The sequence below is a fragment of the Psychromonas algicola genome, from assembly GCF_004378355.1.
Lineage (GTDB): Bacteria > Pseudomonadota > Gammaproteobacteria > Enterobacterales > Psychromonadaceae > Psychromonas.
Genome location: NZ_SNUB01000015.1, coordinates 1 through 19,425, shown reverse-complemented (window position 1 = coordinate 19,425; position 19,425 = coordinate 1). Strand labels below are relative to the sequence as shown.

Annotated in this window: 16 protein-coding genes and 1 pseudogene; 3 read left to right on the top strand and 14 right to left on the bottom strand. The window is 36.1% G+C overall.

The features are described 5' to 3' along the window. Window positions 1-77: 77 nt before the first annotated feature. From E2R67_RS09115 to kduD, 8 genes are all read right to left on the bottom strand, one after another. Window positions 78-1,355, bottom strand: coding sequence for a hypothetical protein (locus tag E2R67_RS09115; RefSeq protein ID WP_134290640.1), 1,278 nt, complete (start codon window positions 1,353-1,355; stop codon window positions 78-80). A 66-nt stretch (window positions 1,356-1,421) separates the two neighbouring features. Continuing rightward, complete coding sequence (locus E2R67_RS09110; protein WP_134290639.1) at window positions 1,422-1,790, bottom strand: hypothetical protein; 369 nt, start codon at window positions 1,788-1,790, stop codon at window positions 1,422-1,424. 236 nt (window positions 1,791-2,026) lie between these two features. Continuing rightward, a complete protein-coding gene (locus E2R67_RS09105) occupies window positions 2,027-2,404 on the bottom strand; it encodes a hypothetical protein (protein ID WP_134290638.1) in 378 nt (125 codons plus the stop codon). 177 nt (window positions 2,405-2,581) lie between these two features. Beyond that, a complete protein-coding gene (locus E2R67_RS09100; protein ID WP_134290637.1) occupies window positions 2,582-4,654 on the bottom strand; it encodes a S9 family peptidase in 2,073 nt (690 codons plus the stop codon). 138 nt (window positions 4,655-4,792) lie between these two features. Beyond that, complete coding sequence (locus E2R67_RS09095) at window positions 4,793-5,743, bottom strand: heparin lyase I family protein (RefSeq protein ID WP_166739350.1); 951 nt, start codon at window positions 5,741-5,743, stop codon at window positions 4,793-4,795. A gap of 135 nt (window positions 5,744-5,878) precedes the next feature. Further along, a complete protein-coding gene (locus E2R67_RS09090; protein WP_134290635.1) occupies window positions 5,879-6,520 on the bottom strand; it encodes an RpiB/LacA/LacB family sugar-phosphate isomerase in 642 nt (213 codons plus the stop codon). Window positions 6,521-6,613: 93 nt separating this feature from the next. Continuing rightward, window positions 6,614-7,144, bottom strand: a complete 531-nt coding sequence (locus E2R67_RS09085; protein ID WP_134290634.1) for a YgjV family protein — start codon at window positions 7,142-7,144, stop codon at window positions 6,614-6,616. A gap of 31 nt (window positions 7,145-7,175) precedes the next feature. Further along, window positions 7,176-7,937, bottom strand: a complete 762-nt coding sequence (gene kduD / locus E2R67_RS09080) for a 2-dehydro-3-deoxy-D-gluconate 5-dehydrogenase KduD (protein ID WP_134290633.1) — start codon at window positions 7,935-7,937, stop codon at window positions 7,176-7,178. Between the two features lie 229 nt (window positions 7,938-8,166). On the opposite strand from kduD, the gene kdgR reads away from it, so the two are divergent. Next, on the top strand, window positions 8,167-8,949 hold the full coding sequence (kdgR, locus tag E2R67_RS09075; RefSeq protein ID WP_134290632.1) for a DNA-binding transcriptional regulator KdgR: 783 nt from the start codon (window positions 8,167-8,169) through the stop codon (window positions 8,947-8,949). A gap of 80 nt (window positions 8,950-9,029) precedes the next feature. Here the strand turns inward: kdgR and E2R67_RS09070 are convergent, their stop codons facing one another. The 6 genes and pseudogenes from E2R67_RS09070 to E2R67_RS16880 form a co-directional block, all read right to left on the bottom strand. Then, the gene (locus E2R67_RS09070) at window positions 9,030-11,066 is read right to left on the bottom strand and encodes a heparinase II/III domain-containing protein (RefSeq protein ID WP_134290631.1); all 2,037 of its coding nucleotides are present in this window, start codon (window positions 11,064-11,066) and stop codon (window positions 9,030-9,032) included. Window positions 11,067-11,170: 104 nt separating this feature from the next. After that, window positions 11,171-12,577: a glucuronate isomerase gene (uxaC, locus tag E2R67_RS09065; RefSeq protein WP_134290630.1), complete on the bottom strand. Its 1,407-nt coding sequence runs from the start codon at window positions 12,575-12,577 to the stop codon at window positions 11,171-11,173. Between the two features lie 353 nt (window positions 12,578-12,930). Continuing rightward, a complete protein-coding gene (locus tag E2R67_RS09060) occupies window positions 12,931-13,524 on the bottom strand; it encodes an HD domain-containing protein (protein ID WP_134290629.1) in 594 nt (197 codons plus the stop codon). Window positions 13,525-13,611: 87 nt separating this feature from the next. Next, window positions 13,612-14,067 carry a DUF1499 domain-containing protein gene (locus E2R67_RS09055; protein WP_134290628.1) on the bottom strand — a complete coding sequence of 152 codons (456 nt, stop codon included), beginning with the start codon at window positions 14,065-14,067 and terminating at the stop codon, window positions 13,612-13,614. A gap of 149 nt (window positions 14,068-14,216) precedes the next feature. Continuing rightward, window positions 14,217-16,010, bottom strand: coding sequence for a DNA repair helicase RadD (gene radD, locus E2R67_RS09050; protein WP_134290627.1), 1,794 nt, complete (start codon window positions 16,008-16,010; stop codon window positions 14,217-14,219). Between the two features lie 164 nt (window positions 16,011-16,174). Continuing rightward, window positions 16,175-16,267: pseudogene (locus E2R67_RS16880) on the bottom strand (Type I secretion system protein TolC); the annotation flags it as partial. Between the two features lie 222 nt (window positions 16,268-16,489). Here E2R67_RS16880 and E2R67_RS09040 point away from each other — a divergent pair. Both E2R67_RS09040 and E2R67_RS09035 read left to right on the top strand, forming a co-directional pair. Beyond that, window positions 16,490-18,433, top strand: a complete 1,944-nt coding sequence (locus E2R67_RS09040; protein ID WP_134290626.1) for a VENN motif pre-toxin domain-containing protein — start codon at window positions 16,490-16,492, stop codon at window positions 18,431-18,433. A gap of 16 nt (window positions 18,434-18,449) precedes the next feature. Next, window positions 18,450-19,175: a hypothetical protein gene (locus E2R67_RS09035; protein ID WP_134290625.1), complete on the top strand. Its 726-nt coding sequence runs from the start codon at window positions 18,450-18,452 to the stop codon at window positions 19,173-19,175. The last annotated feature ends 250 nt before the right edge of the window (window positions 19,176-19,425 follow it).

Below are 19,425 nucleotides of genomic sequence, written 5' to 3'. Positions count from 1 at the left end.
TTACCTGCTGCTTAAAATACTTATATATCACAGATAAAAATGCGTCACTTAACTCCATTTCCTGTTTTTAAAAATATTTAATCGCTTTTAGATAATGTTTCTAAATGCTCAAAAAACGTATCTTGAGACTGCCAACTAAAACCTAAATATTTAAAATCTTTAGCATTTAGAGAGACTTCAGAATCTTTACGGTAACTTTGCGTTTGGTAAGCGACTCCATTAAAAAAACGATCTGGGTTAATGATGAGTTTATTTATTTTATTTGCTTTAAACCACTCCGCAATTGTTTCTACATTTTCCAATAAAAAAGCATACACCTTAGTATTTTCTTTATAGTAAATAGCATATTGACCTTTATCTTCGCCTTCCAGCCTTGCTTCAATACCTAACTCTTTAAAACGAGTAACGGCTTTATTGATTAATGATTGAACAGATAAATACTCTAATGATGTCGCTTTACCTATTTTAGAAGACGCTAAATCTTTAGTGACTTGCTGATAAAATGCATCGCTCTTTTCTCTAACGTCGGGTTCTGTACTGGTTATATTGGTTTTATAACTAAAGTAACCACCTAAAAATTGATGCGACAAAGTAAACTCAATTGAATCTGCATCGCCTTTAGCAGTAAAAGAAAGCCCTGACTCTTGCAGTCCTGTTTGCTCAACTTGCTCAATAAAAAGATTAAAATTATTTTTAAACGTTAATGAATACTCATCATATAAATCATCGCGTACATAGGTGGTCGATCCCGCTTCAAATAAGCCAAACGTATTTTCTATTTTTTCAAGGTTAAGATCATTGAACGATATTTCTTTATAATCTTTCAATTTTATTTTATTAACTAACGTTTCTAATAACCGCCCACTCAGGTTTTGAACTTCCATAGAAGACAACGATTTGGTAAGTACTTGGCTCACTTTGATTTGATAAGCTTGACCACTTGAATGGAAAGGCTCCTCTTCTTTTTTATTTGGATCAAAATAAAGCGAAGCAGTAACCACTAAGGCTGCCTCGGGTAAAATGTAACTATCGTAAATACTCCAATCAGGCAGATCATAAGTATCCATACTGTAGTCAAATGAAGGGTTATTAATCTTAGTATTTTTATCAAAAAAATCATCAATAACAGCAATGATAGAAGGTGCTACATCAATAATCTCTTGTAAAACAACTTCAGAATGCTCACTTTCATCGGGATAGATAAGGCGCGTAATTTGAGTGACATGCGACTTAGAAATAATAGTTAATCCTAAATCAAAAGGAGGAGCGATAGAACTAGCGCTAGAGGTTGGAAAACTTTCTAGAGGATTTAAAAAAAGCTCCTCTTCACTAGAAGCGAAAGTAGATAAGCACATGAATAAAATCCCTATGATTATTAATTTGTTTGTAAAATAATGGTAAATAGACACTCATATAACCTTTTATCGCCACTTACTAACAGGTGGGCCTAATTCTTTTTTCTCAAAATCAATTTCATGCTGCCAAAATCTTTCTCCATTTAATTCTGGTGTATGCCCCATTACCGCACAAACACCTAATTCACTGACGATGCTCGCTGCTAATGTATAAAACCGACAATGATCGCTATTGCAAAAAGAAAACTCAGATATTTGCTCTCCATCAAGCCCTAATTGTCTAATTTTTCCATCACACCCCATAGTGATAATAACCTTTTTAGCCGTTGAATATTGAGCTGAAACAAGACCTAAAAGGCGCAGGAACTTTTGCTCTCCTAGATACTGCCACCGTATTGTTGTGGACTTTTTTCCAACCGATACTTTTATATTCATAAAAACTCTTTTCTATAGCGGGTATTAGATAGCTTTGGATAATTGACTTATCAAAGAACGATTATTTGAAAGTGATTATATCGTTATATTTATTTTCGTAAATGTATTCGGTTTTTCTAGGAGACTTCACGTCTTTATTGGAGGGAATACCTTACATGAACAGCTTGGTAAAACGATATTTACGATATTTACTTTATGATAAAACTTACACTCATTTAATTAAATTTATCATACAATTAAACAATAGCCAGCAGCATTGCACCAATTGAAAGTGCACCTTTTAAATACTGCCCTGCAGAATAACTACTGTCAGCAACTTCTTTTACATCGTCAGGGTGCTCCATACCAAAAGCGCCATAGGTAAAGGACTCAACTTTATCCGCCATATCTAAATCATTTGTTTTATCTGATTCATCAATTTCAGCCAATACGGCAAGTAAGGCGCGCCCTTCATCGGTTAATGAGAGTTCATTATCTTGTTTAGATACAATATTCACTAGCTGATTTTCTTCACTGTCTACGTTTAGTTGTTCATCAGCCACAATGGGGTTGGAAGTATTACTGGTACTGCCATTGAGATTTAAAACTGAGTTGTCGTTTGTAACAGGAGTCATAAATTACCTCATTGTTTGCAAAGCTATCAATAGGTATTCGGCTGCCTCCATTAAAAGTTTAGTTTTTTATCATTTTTAACATTCATTGTTAGCTTACGATCACTGTGTAAGCTAACAATGGTATTAATACGCTTCCATCAACATACTCAAGCGCAATTTATTATTTAAGTAATAAACTTAATCTACTTTTGCTAAATCGATTAAAAATGCAAATTCTCTAGCAATATCTTCAAAGTGTTTAAAGCGTCCAGATTTTCCGCCATGCCCAGCTTCCATATCGGTGTATAACATTAATTGATTATCATCGGTTTTTAACTCGCGTAGTTTGGCTACCCACTTTGCAGGCTCCCAATATTGTACCTGTGAATCATGTAAGCCAGTAGTCACTAACATATTAGGATAAGCTTTGGCAGTCACTTGATCATAAGGACTATAACTCAAGATATAATGATAATATTCTGGATCGTTAGGATTTCCCCATTCGCCATATTCACCTGTTGTTAATGGAATAGACTCATCTAACATGGTTGAAACGACATCCACAAAAGGAACAGCAGCAATTACACCTCGATATAATTCAGCAGCTTGATTCACAATTGCTCCCATCAACAAACCACCAGCACTTCCGCCCATGGCAAAAACATTATCTTGCGCACCGTAATTTTTTTCGACTAGCCCTTTTGAAACATCGACAAAATCATTAAATGTGTTTTTCTTATTTAATAATTTCCCTTGCTCGTACCAATCTCGCCCTAGTTCTTCACCACCACGAATATGTGCAACCGCATACACAAAACCTCGATCTAACAAACTCAGATTGGCGGAGCTAAACCCAATATCTAAGCTGTGTCCGTATGAACCGTAGGCATAAACTAACAATGGGTTACTATGATTAAATAACGACTTTTTATAAACCAGTGAAACAGGGACTTGCACACCATCTCGAGCTTCGATCCAAACACGTTCACTTTGATAATCTTGGCTACTAAACTCGCCCATTACTTGGCTTTGTTTTAAGAGCGTCGTTTCTCCCGTATTTAAATCCAACTCATAAACCGTTGAAGGGGTTGTAAACGAAGTGTATTGATAACGGAATTTAGTGCTATCTGATTGTGGATTATAATGGCTAAATACAGTGTAAACCGGGTCATTAAAGGTTAATGTTTTCGATTCACCATTATCAAAGCTCACTTGACGTAATACAGGTAAACCCTGCTCACGCTCTTCTACAATTAACCAATCCAGCATTAATTCATAACCTTCAAGCAAAATAGCTTCTCTTGCAGGAATTAAGATATCCCAATCCGTTGGTTGAACAATTTGATATCCACCAGCTTGGTTTTCTAGAGTATGTAATGCAAAATTTTTCCCAGTATAATTACTACGAATAAAGAATTTATTTTGAAAATGATCAACGCTGTATTCATGATCTCTTTGTCTTGGTAAGAAACAAATAAATTCGCCTAACGGTTGGCTTGCCTCTAAAATTAAACATTCAGAAGTGGTTGTGCTATCTGCACAAATTACAATGTAATCTTCTGAGCGTGTTTTATATAAATTGAGATAGAAAGTATCATCTAATTCTTCATAAATAAGTACATCATTAGCCACATCATCACCAAGAATATGGCGGTAAACTTGATAAGAAAGCAGTGTTTCTGGATGCTGTTTCACATAAAAAATGGTTTTATTATCATTCGCCCAAACCACATCAGTTACATCTTCGATAGTGTCAGTAAACAGCTCACCAGTTTGTAAATTTTTAAAACGTAGTGTGTATTGACGACGACTTACAGTATCTTCAGTGAACGCAAGTAGCATTGAGTTGGGTGATAAACTTAAATCTCCAAGCTGGTAATATGCAAAGCCAGTGGCACGTTCATTACAATCTAAGAATATTTCTTCGTCAGCATTCATTGAACCTTTACGGCGAGAATAAACGCTGTAATCTTTACCTTCATCATAACGCGTGGTGTACCAAAAACCTTTTTTGAAATAAGGGACAGATTCTAATTCAGGCTCCTGTCTTGCTACCATTTCTTCATATAAGCTTGTTTGTAATGAAGATAAAGGCGCCATTTTTTCCTCTGTGTAGCGATTCTCTTCTTCTAAGTAAGCTAATACTTCAGGATTTTCTCGTTTATCGTCACGCAACCAAAAATAGTTATCATCACGTTGATGCCCATGAGCTTCATGTACATAGGGTTTAATGGCAGCAACAGGGGCAATAATATTTCGTGTTTTATTCATATAACTCTCTTTAGTGCGTTGTAAATGAAATTGATTAAATCAGCAATTTAATGTGATTGATAGGTTTGATATTGGGGGTTAACCTCAGAATACAATGGTTTCTGAGGTTAATAATAGGCTTATTTTAATTGAGTTAATTTATGATTTAGAAGATGGTTGGAGTTTTTGCACTAGAAAATCAGCAAAGAAGACCTTTTCTTCCTCCTCACGCAGCATATCCTGACTTCGTAAAGAGCGGTAGATTCCCCATTTAGGTCGCACAAAATCGTTTTTACCTTCGCCTCTCAACATATCTATATCAGCTAAAGACAAATCAATCACTCGACGGCCATTAGTCATATCGGTGACCATCAAATCAAGCTTCCCGTCATTACTATAATCAACGTAAGCATTTACTTGCAACCAACGACCTTTAATGGCTTCAAGTGGCACTTTGGTTAGCACTGTTTTTTTACCATGAATGGTATGAATGACTTCTAACCATTCGCCCTCTTTATCACGCCCGCTAATCGTCAAAATAGGCGTTCCGACACCACCATCAACGGCTTTTAATTGAAAGAAATGTCCGAAATTTTTAGACATTGTAATATCTTCATTTAGCTTAAACTTCCAACTATATGAAACCACCTCACTTTTAAACGCCTTTAAGGTATCACTCGAGCCTGCATACCCTTTTATTTCATTACGTTGACGATCTTTAATAGAGACAACGTCGCGATCTTTATCGTTATTTTTATGCAAAGTAAAAACAAAGTGGTTACCAACTACAGCATCTTTTGCTTCATAAATGTGAGGCTCACCAGGATGATTGTTAGCGTATAGACCAGGCGACTCTATCGACCTAGGACCAGCAAAATTTTTAATCAACGCATAAGCATCCAAACCTTTATAGGGACCATCTGCAATTAATACACCTTCGCTTATCACTGGGTAAGATGAAGTAAAGTTAATCGGTATATTGGTCGGCGCTAAACTACTATAAACGTTTTTAGTAGGCACATGATTTGAACAAGCGGCAAGTAATAATACAACCCCAGTGAAAGTCACTGCTTTAAAAGACCCCCTTCCTTTATCCTTAAATCTATTCACGCAATAACTTCCTATTTAGATGTTGTTTTAATGGTTACCTATAAAGACAGTTCCTGCAGTTATAGTTCAATTAAATGAAAAAGGGTAACAACAAGTCATGCGTTACCCTAATAGCTAAGAAGTTAATAAGTGAGTTTATTTCAATAGAGATTCTACATATTCTTTGATTGAAGCATCTTGGCAGTTTTCAAAGAAGCATTGTTGAAAGCGCTCACCTGATACCGCTGTTTTAACTAAGGATTGATCAATCGCCTTTAACGTATCTAAGTAATTTTCTTTTACAACAGCCGCTTTCACATCATTTAAAATCCCAGCATTGGCTTGCTGTGGAACAACACGCTCTAATGGATAACCTAGTCCGCGCTCACCGGTTGTAAATGCTTTTTCAAAAATATAACGAATATTAAGCTCAGCTCCCCAACCGAAACCTTTAGCAAAAGCCAAAGCAAGCGCATTACCATTATTAATTTGATTGAATAAGAAAGCATCCGATGGCTCTAAACAATAACCACAAACAACACCCGGATGAATATTCAATGACATCATCGCACCTTGTCCTGTTCCACAACCCGCAACAATAAAATCAACCGCTTTTGAGTTGATTAAAAGACTAGCCATAATACCAAGGTGAATATAAGTTAAATGATGATCATTTTCATCACTCATTCCAACGTTATAAACAGGGTAATTCAGTGGATCAACCACAGTTTTTAACTCATTTAATACAATTGAGTTTTTACCCGCTTGACTATTTTCCATCATTAACGCTATTTTCATAAGTATCTCCTTATTCATATGTTTTTTTTACAAAATTGTCTTTAAATCTAATCGTCTTAAAAACTACCTTTTAAGCACTAAATTTAACTTATCTCACTTTACTTCCGCTAAATCCGTTTCATTTGCTTTACGCTGGTCTCGTAACAAACGAATAATCGTGATGATATTGACAGTTATCAGTGTTGCTTCAAGTAAACTACCGCCAATAGAGCCCACGGATATATTGTTAATTAACCAACAAGTCGCACCTAATAAAAAGCCGATCCGCATCGCAATTCCTTTTAAAACAAACACGGAATAGGTTCCAAAGCTCATGCCCAAAATAGCCCAAAGCTCCCAGAGGCTATCAGATAAATAAATACCACTCACTAAACCAATAATAATAAATAATATAGCGACTCTTGTTGATGAAACATATATCGCAGTACCTGTCCTAATCGCTGATAGCACCGCACTTAGTGCAGAAACCACAGTGCCTAGTAATAAAAAATGGATAGCATGATTAAGGCTGAACACAAACATGATCACCTTTAGTTTTTTATCATCCTTTTGATAAAAGGCATAAATACCAAGGGCATAACTAACAAAGCCTAAAAATTGTGCAATAAACTGTTGATCTACCATCGCTTGTACCTAGTCGCCTTTTTAACCTAAATTAACGAGCTAACCATCCACCATCAACAGCAAGGGTATAACCGTTAATATAATTAGCGGCTTCTGAAGCTAAGAAAACACAAGGCCCAGCAATATCTTCAGGTGTTCCCCATCGTTCAGCGGGAATACGCTCTAGAATTGAAGCATTACGCGCTTCATCAGCTTGTAATGCTGCGGTGTTATTAGTTGCCATATAACCCGGCGCAATGGCGTTAACATTAATATTGTATTTGGCCCATTCATTAGCCATCGCTTTGGTAAGTCCCATAACAGCACTTTTAGATGCAGTATAAGAAGGCACTCGGATACCGCCTTGGAAAGAAAGCATGGAAGCAATATTAATGATTTTTCCGCCCTTCCCTTGTTTGATAAATTGCTTGGCAACAACTTGAGACAAAAAGAAAAGTGATTTGCTATTCACATTCATTACATCGTCCCAATCTTGTTCAGAAAAATCCACAGCATCTTCACGGCGAATGATGCCTGCGTTATTAATTAAAATATCGATCTGACCAAAATGCGCTAGTGTTTTTTCGATAAGTTGAGGTATGTCGTCTTGTGTCACAAGATCCGCTCGTAGATCTAAAAAATCATGCTCGGCAGCGTTCATTTTTTCAAGCGTTTCTATTGGAGATGAACGATTAACACCAACAACTTTACAACCAGCTTCTGCTAATGCGAGTGCCATACTCTGTCCTAATCCTGTATTACAACCAGTCACCATCGCGACTTTACCTTGGAGATTAAATGCATCTAAAATCATAGGAAATTCCTCACTCACATAGGATCGAAAAGATTTAATAGAATAAATATACACAAAAAAAGCTCAAGCAACAACGATTTATAAAACAACGTTTCATTTTTTATAATTTTAAAATTCAAAAACATGATCCAGCAACGGTTTTAAATTTTTAAAATACCACTTTAAAAATACTGCACCATTAAATTGCACAAGGTATAATGCGATTAATATTAAGTAATAAGGGATAAGCATGGACAAACCTACTCAGCCAGAGTCAGTATCTTCAGTACTAAAAGTATTTAGTATTTTGCAAGCTTTAGGCGAACAAAAAGAAATTGGAGTGTCAGAATTATCGCAACGCTTAATGATGTCTAAAGCAACTACATATCGATTTTTACAAACCATGAAAACCTTAGGTTATGTGGTTCAAGAAAATGAAGCAGATAAATATTCCTTAACACTTAAGTTATTTGAACTAGGCTCTAAATCCCTTGAATATGTTGATCTAGTATCATTAGCCGATAAAGAAATGCGCTTAATCTCTGAACAAACCAATGAAGCCTTACATTTAGGTGCCTTAGATCAGGATGCCATTATTTATATCCATAAAATTGATTCAAACTACAGTCTTAGAATGCAATCAAAAATCGGACGCCGCAATCCTTTATACAGCACAGCGATTGGTAAAGTTTTATTAGCAAGCAGAGAAGAAGAGTTTGTTCGTGAAACCCTATCACGCGTCGAATTTATAAAGCACACAGATAAAACAGTAGAAAATACAGAACAGCTTTTATCGGAATTAAAGCAAGTGAAAACACAACACTATGCAGAAGATAATCAAGAGCAAGAGCCTGGTTTGCGTTGTATTGCAGCACCTATTTATGACCGATTTGGCAATGTAATCGCAGGGGTTTCTATTTCTTTGCCTACAATACGCTTTGATGAAAGTCGTTTATCTTATTATGTCGATCTATTACAACAAGCAGGTAAGAATATTTCTGCTCAGTTAGGTTATGCAGATTACCCTGCTTAAAAAATGAAAGCAGATCAAACTCGATCTGCTTTCTACTTTCTTCTTAATATGCAAATTCATTTCTTTTAAGTTAAGCGAATTTAATTCATTGCTCTCCATAAATGGTCATCAAATTCTTTAACATGAAAAACAACTTCCCCATCACTAAAGTCAATATGTAATGAGATCAACTTTTTAGCTCGTGTTAATTTAAGGTTTAAGCTCTCAAGCATCCATTCAGCGGAAAGTAATTTATAACCCGCACCAAGATCATGTAACACCACATTTTTCAAACTCTCTTGCTGACTGCGCAATAACACATAACTTAAATTAGAGGTTGCAGGATTATCTGGTGCTAAACCAGTTAACCAATACTCACCGCCTTCTGTAAACATATATTGGCAATAAGGCGCTGCTTGCTGAACATCGTATTTAAAGACTTGAATGCCACTATTCACTTCACTTAAACGACAATCAGTCATGCGTTTTAACGGGCCTTCTAAGGGTGATTGAATAATATCGTTAGTAAGATGGGATTTAAATTCACCTCGAGCATGCCAAGTTAAATCAAGTTGTTGCTGATGCGGATTCACCACCTGATTAATTTCAATCACTGCGGTACCTAACCAAATCACACTACGCCTAAATTGAACATCTTGATAGGCCGTTGCATCCCAATGTACCAAAGTATGACTGTCGACTTTGGCTGCGGGTAATCGCCAATCCACAAAAGTATCTATAAAAACAAGCTCAGGTAAAGCTTGGTAATGAAGCACAGTAGGATTAGCTGGCGTTTGATTACTTTGATTCACCACTAAGGTATTGTGCGTTGCTGTATTTTTGTAATACCCATAATGTAATTCCGCGCCATAACCTGAAGTGCCTAAATCAGGTAGCACTTCTTGTCCATTTTGAATTAAGGTTAGCCCTAAGCGATCGTAATGATCGTGCTCACCTCCGTATAAAGCATGTTTAAATAACATTTGATTGTTAGAAGGCTGATCTGTCAATAATGTCAATCCAACCAAAGGCGCATGAATATTTTGAGGTTTTAATGGTTTTGCTGGAGGTAATTCATCAACACCATAAAGTAAGGCATGAATATTATCGCGGCTTATATTTTTATAAATACTCGCTAACGCGGAAGCAAACAGAGGATCTTCAAACTCACTATAAGCAAATTCAAAAATATGCGCATCGGTTAATTTCTCTTGTCCTGCCACACAGTCATTTAGACGCGGGAAATCCCCTGTATTAAGAATAAGCTGCAATGGGAAGGCAAACATCTTGTAATAATTAGGATTAGAGCGAATAGAATAAGGCGTATTGCGAGCTAGCTTCTCATAACCTAATAAGGCTTGTAACGCGTAATAATGATAATGAATCGAACCTTCAAACCAAAAACCTTCGCCCTTTAGACCGTGATTTAATTGGTAATGAAAACCATATTCTGTATTAAGTGCAAATTCGATATATTTTTCTTCATCTAAAATAAGCCCAATTACACCAATGGTCGCATTGATTTTCATTTCATGATTATGAAGCTGCTTTGAGCGATGTTGAACTAAAAAATCAGCTCCTTCTCGCAATAGTCGAACTTCGATATATTCTTGATCTTGCGGAGAAAGATCGTCACGGATAAAGTCATAACCTAATGCAAAATCAATATGACAATTGGCTTCACATAATGTCTGAGCATTTGCCTTACCGGGACCATTATAAGGAATGCCGCCATGTGGCTCATAATCGGGATAATATTTAGCATATTGAAGCAGAATATCTTTTACTTTATTTAAGTAGATTGGTTCTTTAGTCAGTTGCCACAACAATCCTAGCTCATTACAGGCCTTTGAATTTAAGCCATTAAGTCCACGCCACCAAGCGCCATCATAAGGTGAACCAGTAAAAATAGCACCATCAACTGGGCAGCAATGTTGCTTTGGTTTATTTCTATCCCAAGTTAATTTAACGCCATGATCAGGGCAAAAATAATAGTGATTCCAAGTTGCTCTATTATCTGGCGGCACGAGAACATCAAACGATAAAACAACATCATTATCTTTGATGATTTGCTTTATTGTTTTATCAGTCGTGCGTTTTTTAATTAAAGAAAATTGCTTGTCATTAAACTGTATCATTGTTGAAACTTCCTTTGCAGCTAAAGCAATCCCTTTGATTTAAAAAAGAGACTGCCCTGTAACGTCCTTTTACTTCTCTAAACGATTGTTATTTCAAATAATGATTAAAGGTTGAAATAACGTTTGGCATTGTAATAACAAATCCCTTCAACCATTTCCTTTAACATCACTTGGTCGTCTGGAACTTCGCCCTCTTCAACCCATTGACCAATCAAGTTACATAAAATACGACGAAAATACTCGTGGCGAGGCATAGAAAGTAGACTGCGAGAATCGGTTAACATGCCAATAAAACGTCCTAACATGCCCATATTTCCTAACATTTTAATCTGATTAAGCATGCCGTCTTTTTGATCGTTAAACCACCAAGCAGAGCCAAATTGAATTTTACCGGGCACCGAATCACTATCTTGAAATCCACCAATTAATGAAGCGACTACCGCGTTATCTCTAGGGTTCAAACAATAAATAATGGTTTTGGTCAGATTGCGCTCATAATCTAAATCACTTAATAATCGCGCCAAGTTTTTAGCAATGGGTTGATCGTCCATTGCACTCATTCCCGTTGCAGGACCAATTTCTTCAAATCGACGTTGGTTAGGGTCTTGTAAAACGCCAATATGCAGCTGCATTGTCCAACCGAATTGCTTGTTTTTAACGCCTAAGAAATGAAATATTTGGGTTTTAAAAATATCTATCTCATTTTGGTTAATGTTTTCTCCCGCAAGGACTTTGCGGAACACAGTATCAGCTTGCTCAACGGAGCTTTGAGCATAAGGAACGACTTTTATACCGATATCTGACAAACGACAGCCATTACTATGAAAGTAATCAAATCGCTGCTCAATGGCTTTAAATAGACTATGAATGGATTGAATATCTGATTGGGTTTTATCGCCTAAACGCTTAACCCAATTCAAGAATTTGTTGTTATTTTCAATATAAAATAAGTCATCAGCACGAAATGTGGGTAACACTTTAACCTCAAAACCCTCTTCTGCTAATGCTTTATGGTGTTCTAAATCACTTAATGGATCATCCGTCGTACACAATGATTCAACATTCATACGGCGTAATAAATTTCTTGCGCTATATGCTGGCGTTGCTAATTTTTTATTACACTCTTCCCAAATAGCCGATGCATTTTTTTCATTGATAACAAGGTCGATATCAAAATAGCGTTGAAGTTCTAAATGAGTCCAATGTAATAAAGGATTTCCTAACAAATAAGGCATGCTTGCACACCACTTTTCAAACTTATCACGCTCCGATGCATCGCCCGTAATAAATTGCTCTTCAACGCCATTAGTACGCATCGCTCTCCATTTGTAATGATCATGGCCTAACCACGCCTCAGTAATAGAAGAGAAGTGAATATCTTCATTAATTTCCTGCGCGCTCAAATGGTTATGGTAATCGATGATAGGTAAGGTTTTAGCGTAAGTATGAAACAAGTGTTTTGCTGTTTCATTAGCAAGCAGAAAATTCTCATCTATAAACTGTTTGGCCATGATCAATAACTCCTATGTAATAACACTTTCAGCAAGACTGAATAAAAAATAGTGCTCATGAATAGAAATCATCATAAAGGCAAACCCATTAGAATTCTAAGATCAGAATCACAAACAATTTGTTTTTAAAGCGGCATTTCATATTATTAAATAGAAACTTCAAATAAATAAAAATATTGTTTTACGAAGGGTTAAAAGTAAAAAATATTAAGAAAAAAAGAATAAGAGATTGATAGAGGCGATAAGTTGGCATGAAAATAATGAAATCTTAGAAATAAAAAAGTAATTTCAATCAAGCTTATAAAAGCAGATTAAAATTACTTATTGAATACGAACTCATGAAATGAAATGGATTAGTCCGCGGTTAACCAACCATTTTCAACCGCTAAATTAGCCTGAGATTGAACAAAATCCCAAAGCTTAGGTGCAATATATTCTAAGTATTGGTTACGCTTTAAAACCTGAGATCGTTTTATTTTATGCTTAGCCCAACTGCCACCTTGGTTATTCATGTTCTGCACCAAGGGCAAAATTCTATCCATTGATTTTGCAAATTGAGCGTCATTACTCTCTGCCGCTTCGAACTCAAACCATAAGGTCTTATATTCATCGTACTGCTCAGCAGGTAACAAACCAAATAAACGTTGTGCTGCCTTTTCTTCTTTTAAAGCTTGCGCTTGATGATCTTCACTTTCTGCAAAGGCAAATAGATCACCTGCATCAATTTCAATAATATCGTGGATCAACAACATCTTAACCACACGGTTGATATCGATATCATGCTCGGCATAATCACGTAAAAGTTGTGCCGTTAATGCAATATGCCAACTATGTTCAGCGCTATTTTCAAAACGATCTTTATCTTCTTTTACCGTTGTTTGACGATAAACTGCTTTCAATTTATCGATTTCAATAATAAAAGCTAACTGTTTTTGTAAGTCGAGCATATTTATATTCCTATTAAACCTTAACGTGTTTGAGGAAATCGAAACACGTTAAGGTAATTAACATTGCTTAGTTATTTTTGTGCAATATTACTGTTGATTTAATAACATTTTCATTGCATCAACACGTTTTTTATTTGCACCTAAATCACTACGGCCAACACGAGAAGCAGAGCGGAAATGCAAAAGATTATCGTCCGTCACGCGTAACTCAACATCGTCAACAAAACCAAAGATCCCGGAAGTAAAAGTGGCAGCGATATAGTCGCCTTCTTTCACTGTGACTTTACCGCCTAACGTTTCAATAACACCTTCTAATTTGCTAACAAATTCGCCTTTATCGCCGCTGAAAGTAAATGGTTCAACTGTATTCGCCATGCCATCTATTTGTTCGCTGATCACACAGTTTTCAGTGCTAGCACAAGCTTGTAGTTGACCTTCTTTTAAACCTAATGCCTCACCCTTTTTAGACATCATGCCTAAAACAAAAAAAGCGACAACAATAAATACTGCAATAGAAGCTAAAATAATTAATACTTTATTCATTTTTTGATCCAATTTGATAGTGATAATTAATATTGAGGTTTCATGCTAGTTATCTCATGTTGATAATTTCATATTAAAATCTATAAAACCTCAAAGTACAGACACATGTTACTCAGTTTCAAAGGAATTACAAAACTGTTTGATGAATATTATTCAGAGTCCATTTGAGTTAATAATTCCACCGCTTTAGGGAATTCATGAATAGTAAACAACTTGTCGCGTACTTGCCAAAATCGCCCTACTTTATTGGCAATCACAATTTCAGGCGCTTGTAATCTATGTTCGTTATTGATTATCTTAGTCACTGACGCTTCAGTAAAAGGTCGAAAACGGTCAATCAAATGCGGCTGAATAAATCGCTGTAAAAATTGTGCTTTTTGCTTCGCCGTCGTCAGTTGCCACACTTCACTTATTTGCCCTTGACCACCACTGTAAGTGACTTTTAGCTGATTTTTACCATGCTTGTTTTTAGTAGCAGAAAGCTGCATATCATCACAACGAATAATCATTGCATCTTTGAGTTTTAACGCTTCACGTAATTTTTTATCAGGGTCCACTAATACCGCTTCACAATGTCCACAAACACGCGCTGCGATATCATTATCCATTCCACACTGTTCACAAAATTTAGCACGGAAACGATAATTACAATGTACGCGCTGCTCAAACTTATTACCGTCATCATCTTCGGTAATTTTTAATGAATAACCTTGGCACTTACGCCCATAATGTTCAATCACAAAACCAGCTGGATCGAGCTTTCCCCAAAAATTATTATTAAACTGACAAGCAGGACAAGGAATAGTCACCATTTCACTGCCACTTTCAGGGGCTGCTTGTCCCACTTCTGGTTGATAGAGGTCATAACAATTACCCGCAAACTCCATTACTAAACAATCTTTTTTACCTTCCGACAAACGCAATCCGCGCCCGACAATTTGTTGATACAAACTAACCGATTCAGTCGGACGTAGAATGGCGATTAAATCCACATGCGGTGCATCAAAGCCCGTGGTTAGTACAGAAACATTAACTAGGTATTTAATCTTTTTATTTTTAAAGTCTTGGATAATTTGGTCACGATCTTTACCCGCAGTATCACCAATGATTAATGCCGCACTTTCATTCCCTAAATAACCTAAAATTTCCTGCGCATGTTTCACCGTGGAAGCAAAAATCATCACACCTTGGCGATCTTTAGCATGCACAATCACAGACTTAATAATTTCAGGTGTCGCCCGACCTGATTTTTCAATCACTTTATTTAAGTCAGCTTCGCGATAAGTGCCGGTATTAGCTGGCGAAATTTGCGAAAAGTCATAACTTAACACCGCCATATCCATCACTTTAGGTTCAGTTAAGAACTTTTCATCCAATAAAAAGCGGATCGGTAAATCAAAAATACAATCACGGAAAAAGCGCGGCTCTTCACTGCGTACTTGTCCGCGCGTATGGTATTGATATATCCAGCCTAAACCAAGGCGATAAGGTGTCGCTGTTAAGCCTAACACTTTGAGGTTAGGATTTATTGCTTGTAAGTGTTTAATCACTTTCTGATAGCTTGAATCGCCTTGCATGGGCACACGATGGCATTCGTCGATCACTAATAATGAAAATGCATCAGTAAATAACTCAAGGTTGTTAACAATGGATTGTACGGATGCAAACACCACTTGTTCAGTGGTTTCTTTACGTCCAAGACCTGCTGAAAAGATAGAAGCTTCAACACCATAACTTTCATATTTTGCATGGTTTTGTTCAACAAGCTCTTTAACGTGTGCAAGGACTAACACTCGCCCTTTGGCAATACGCGCTAATTCGGCGATAATCAAACTTTTACCGGCGCCCGTTGATAACGCTAACACAGCAGGTGAGCTAAAACGTCGAAAGTAATGCAAAGTCGCATTCACAGCATCTTGTTGATAAGGACGAAGTTTGTACATAAATGAGGATATATTTTGAGTTAAATGAAAAATGAAAGTTTAACAGTTAATGATTGTAAATGAATGGGTTTATATTGATTTCTACATACAGAAATAAGCATGTCTAAAAATAAATTTTATTATCACGGAGGTTAAAATGGAGTCAGGGCTATTTTAATGTTCAAAGACTTTTCTGTGTATTTATCTTCACCACATAAATAAGCGCGGCGAACACAACGAGAAATACAATGATAATAAGGCGCATCAGATAATGATACTTATGATTGGCGAGATTGAGTCATAACAAACACCTTCTTATAATACAGTAATATGCATTTCTAAAAGGTAGTTGATCTATTACAATAATTCAAAGTCGTTGGGTGCTGAGATGGTCACTCCAAAACGGCATCGCAATGTGCCAAGATAGATAAGTATTCAGCAAATCAATCTAAATATGGAGTGACCAACATGAAATGTAGCGTACCAACCTTGTAGCAGGCTTGATTACATCAAATAGTAATGCTGAAACAGCAGGTAATAATAGTTTTAGTACCGGCACTATTACTCAGAGCAATTTAGAAAACAATGCAGACTTCAGCGGCGAAAGTTTTGGCGGCGATGCGTCAGTTTCTAAAAACGAATCAGGTAAATATGGCTTAACAAGATCAGCAGGCTACGGCGCGACAGAATTTAGTCAAAGTTCAACAACTAACAGTGGTATTAATACTGCGAATATTGAAATTACAGATTCAGAAACACAACAAGCGCTAACGGGTGAAAATACAACCCAAGCGATTGCAAATATAGCAACAACTACCACCACAGAAACAGCAATTGTTGATAGTGGTGCGTTAAATAACAATTTTGATCAAGCTGAAGTAGAAGAGTTTGTAAATAACCAACAAGCTATAACACAAGCTTTTGATAAAAATGTAACTGCATTAAAAGGTTTAGTTAACAGCCAATTGACAGAGCTAAAAGAGCAGTTAGAAAGTGGCGAAATTAATCAAGCGCAATTTAATGATAAAACTGAAACATTACAAAATTACAATTTATTATTAGGCACCATAGGCGCTGTAGTAGGGACACCAACAAATAGTCTACTTGGGCAAGCAGCCGCCGCTGCATCACCTACCGTGTCCTATGCAATAGGTCAGTACTTCAAAGACATTGCCGCAAATAATCACAATGGACAACTTACTGGGGGAGAAGAAGCTGCTCACGTTTTAGCACATGGCGTATTAGCCGCAGCGGTAGCCGCATCAGGCGGTAATGATGGCTTAACAGCTGGTGTAACGGCTGCAACTTCAGAAGCAGCGGCTCCTCTCTTAGCAAGTTGGCTATATGGGTCAGAAAACGGAAGTGATTTAACTTCTGATCAAAAAGAAACCATTGCTGCAATATTAGGTCTTGCTTCAACAGCGGTTGGTGCGTCTACAGGCGATCTGAATAATGCAGTAGCAGCAGGACAAGCGAGTGATACGGCGATTGATAATAACTTTCTAGGTGGCGAATCTTTAGAAGCTTTAAAAGAAGCTAGAGAAGGTCGAATGTCTATAGAGGATGCTAGAAAAATCTTAGAATTAGATTACATAAATCAACATAGCGATCAATTATTAGATAAGTATAAGACAGATCCTGATAGCCTATCTACTGAAGAAAAAATAAAACTAGAATCCTATATAACGACTTTTTATAATGAACAAGTAGAAATATATGGTGTTGAAGATGCATTAAAAATAACCAGTTTATTATTCTCTGACGAACCTAAATGGCAAGATAGTGCGCTTGATTATAATTTCCCTTGGGCATTAGATTCAGAAGCGAAAGAAGATGCACTCTCTAATCTTGATGTAAAATGGACTGATTATTTTACATTAGATGGCATTAGAGAGGTATCTGATAATGAACAACTAAATCAACAGGCTAATAGCCTTTTAGTCTTTAATGCAGTCCAGCAATCGCAAGCTCAGATGGGAGATTTAATTTCTCTCGCTACGGGTGTTGGAGAGGCGGCAATAGCAGCTCGCTCTCTTATTGCGCTTTATAAGAGTAAAGGGCTTTGGGGGAAAGTTGATGATGTTGTTGAAGGATTCTGGACATTGGAACCAACCACCAGAGGTATTGAGATTGAAAAACATCTTGCTCTGACAGACTATAAAGACTGGTATAATGTAGGAAGTGAATATAATGGATATTTTCCTTTAGTTGATTTTCAAAAAGGCAATACCCTTGTTAGCTTAAAGACTGTTGATACAAATGGGAAGACATGGATGAGCCGCATGCAGAACCATATAGATGATTTAGCAACTAGAATCGCAACTATTGATAATCAGCCTGCGAATATGGTTTTAGATTTAAGAGTACAACCTGGCGGTATTAATTCTGCGTCTAGTTTAATTCAATATGGAAGAGAAATAGGCGTAACTGTAATAATTAAATAAATTTAAAGAGTTAAATATGCAAAAATTAGAATTTGTTTTCAGTTTAAATTCAAAAAAACAGATTGAAATATTGAAAAGTTTGGAATCACTTTTAATTCGGGAAGATAATATTAATTCAATATCTATGTATGGAGAAAGAATTAAGTTTTCTAGCCTTTTATTAGATTTTAAAAAGTTTAAAAGACATAAGTTTAATATTGAAAGTGAATATTTTAATTTTCATTTGGTAGAGCTAGTTAACTATCAGCAGGTTTCTTTAAAAATTAAAGTAAAAAAAATAAATAGAGAAAGATGGTGGTTAGAATGGGTTAATGAATTGGTAAAGCTTGATGGTTTTTTACAAGCTTGGCTTGTAGATATTGAATTTGATTATTGGCAAAATGTAACAGACCCAATTGAATATAGTGTAAAAGGAAAAAGTTACGAAGGATTGCCAATGTTATCAAATAATTTGCCAGCCCCACTCGAACAATTAGAAATAGATATTAGTAAAAACATTGGGGTAAGAAAGCTCTGCGTTGGATATACTGAGGCTATTGGTTCTCATATGTGGCTTTCTAATGATTTCCTCCAAAAAATAGGAAAAAATATTGAAGATTTAAAAAACGCCTTAGAAGGATGTATAGAATGTATAGATTCTAAAGTTTTTTACATACATGTTGGTGAAGAAGTATTCAAAGATTTTAGTACTGAGTCGAAACAAAAAAAGTTAAGAGATGTTATTTATAGTAGTGCAAAATAGACTTGGACAAAAAAAGAAAAGTAAACTTGGACAGCCATCAATTTAAACCTTCAAAATAAAACTATTTTCGTTAGTGAAAAATAAAAGTAATAACGGAAATAGCTTTACTTGGCCTTGCAAGTAAACTTGGACATATATGGTCACTCTTTGTAAATCAAGTTCAAATTGATTTTTATTTATTATTTCACTGTCGATATTGTATAAAAAACTCGTCACCCTTCATTATTAAGGGATAACCTTTCTGGTTAAA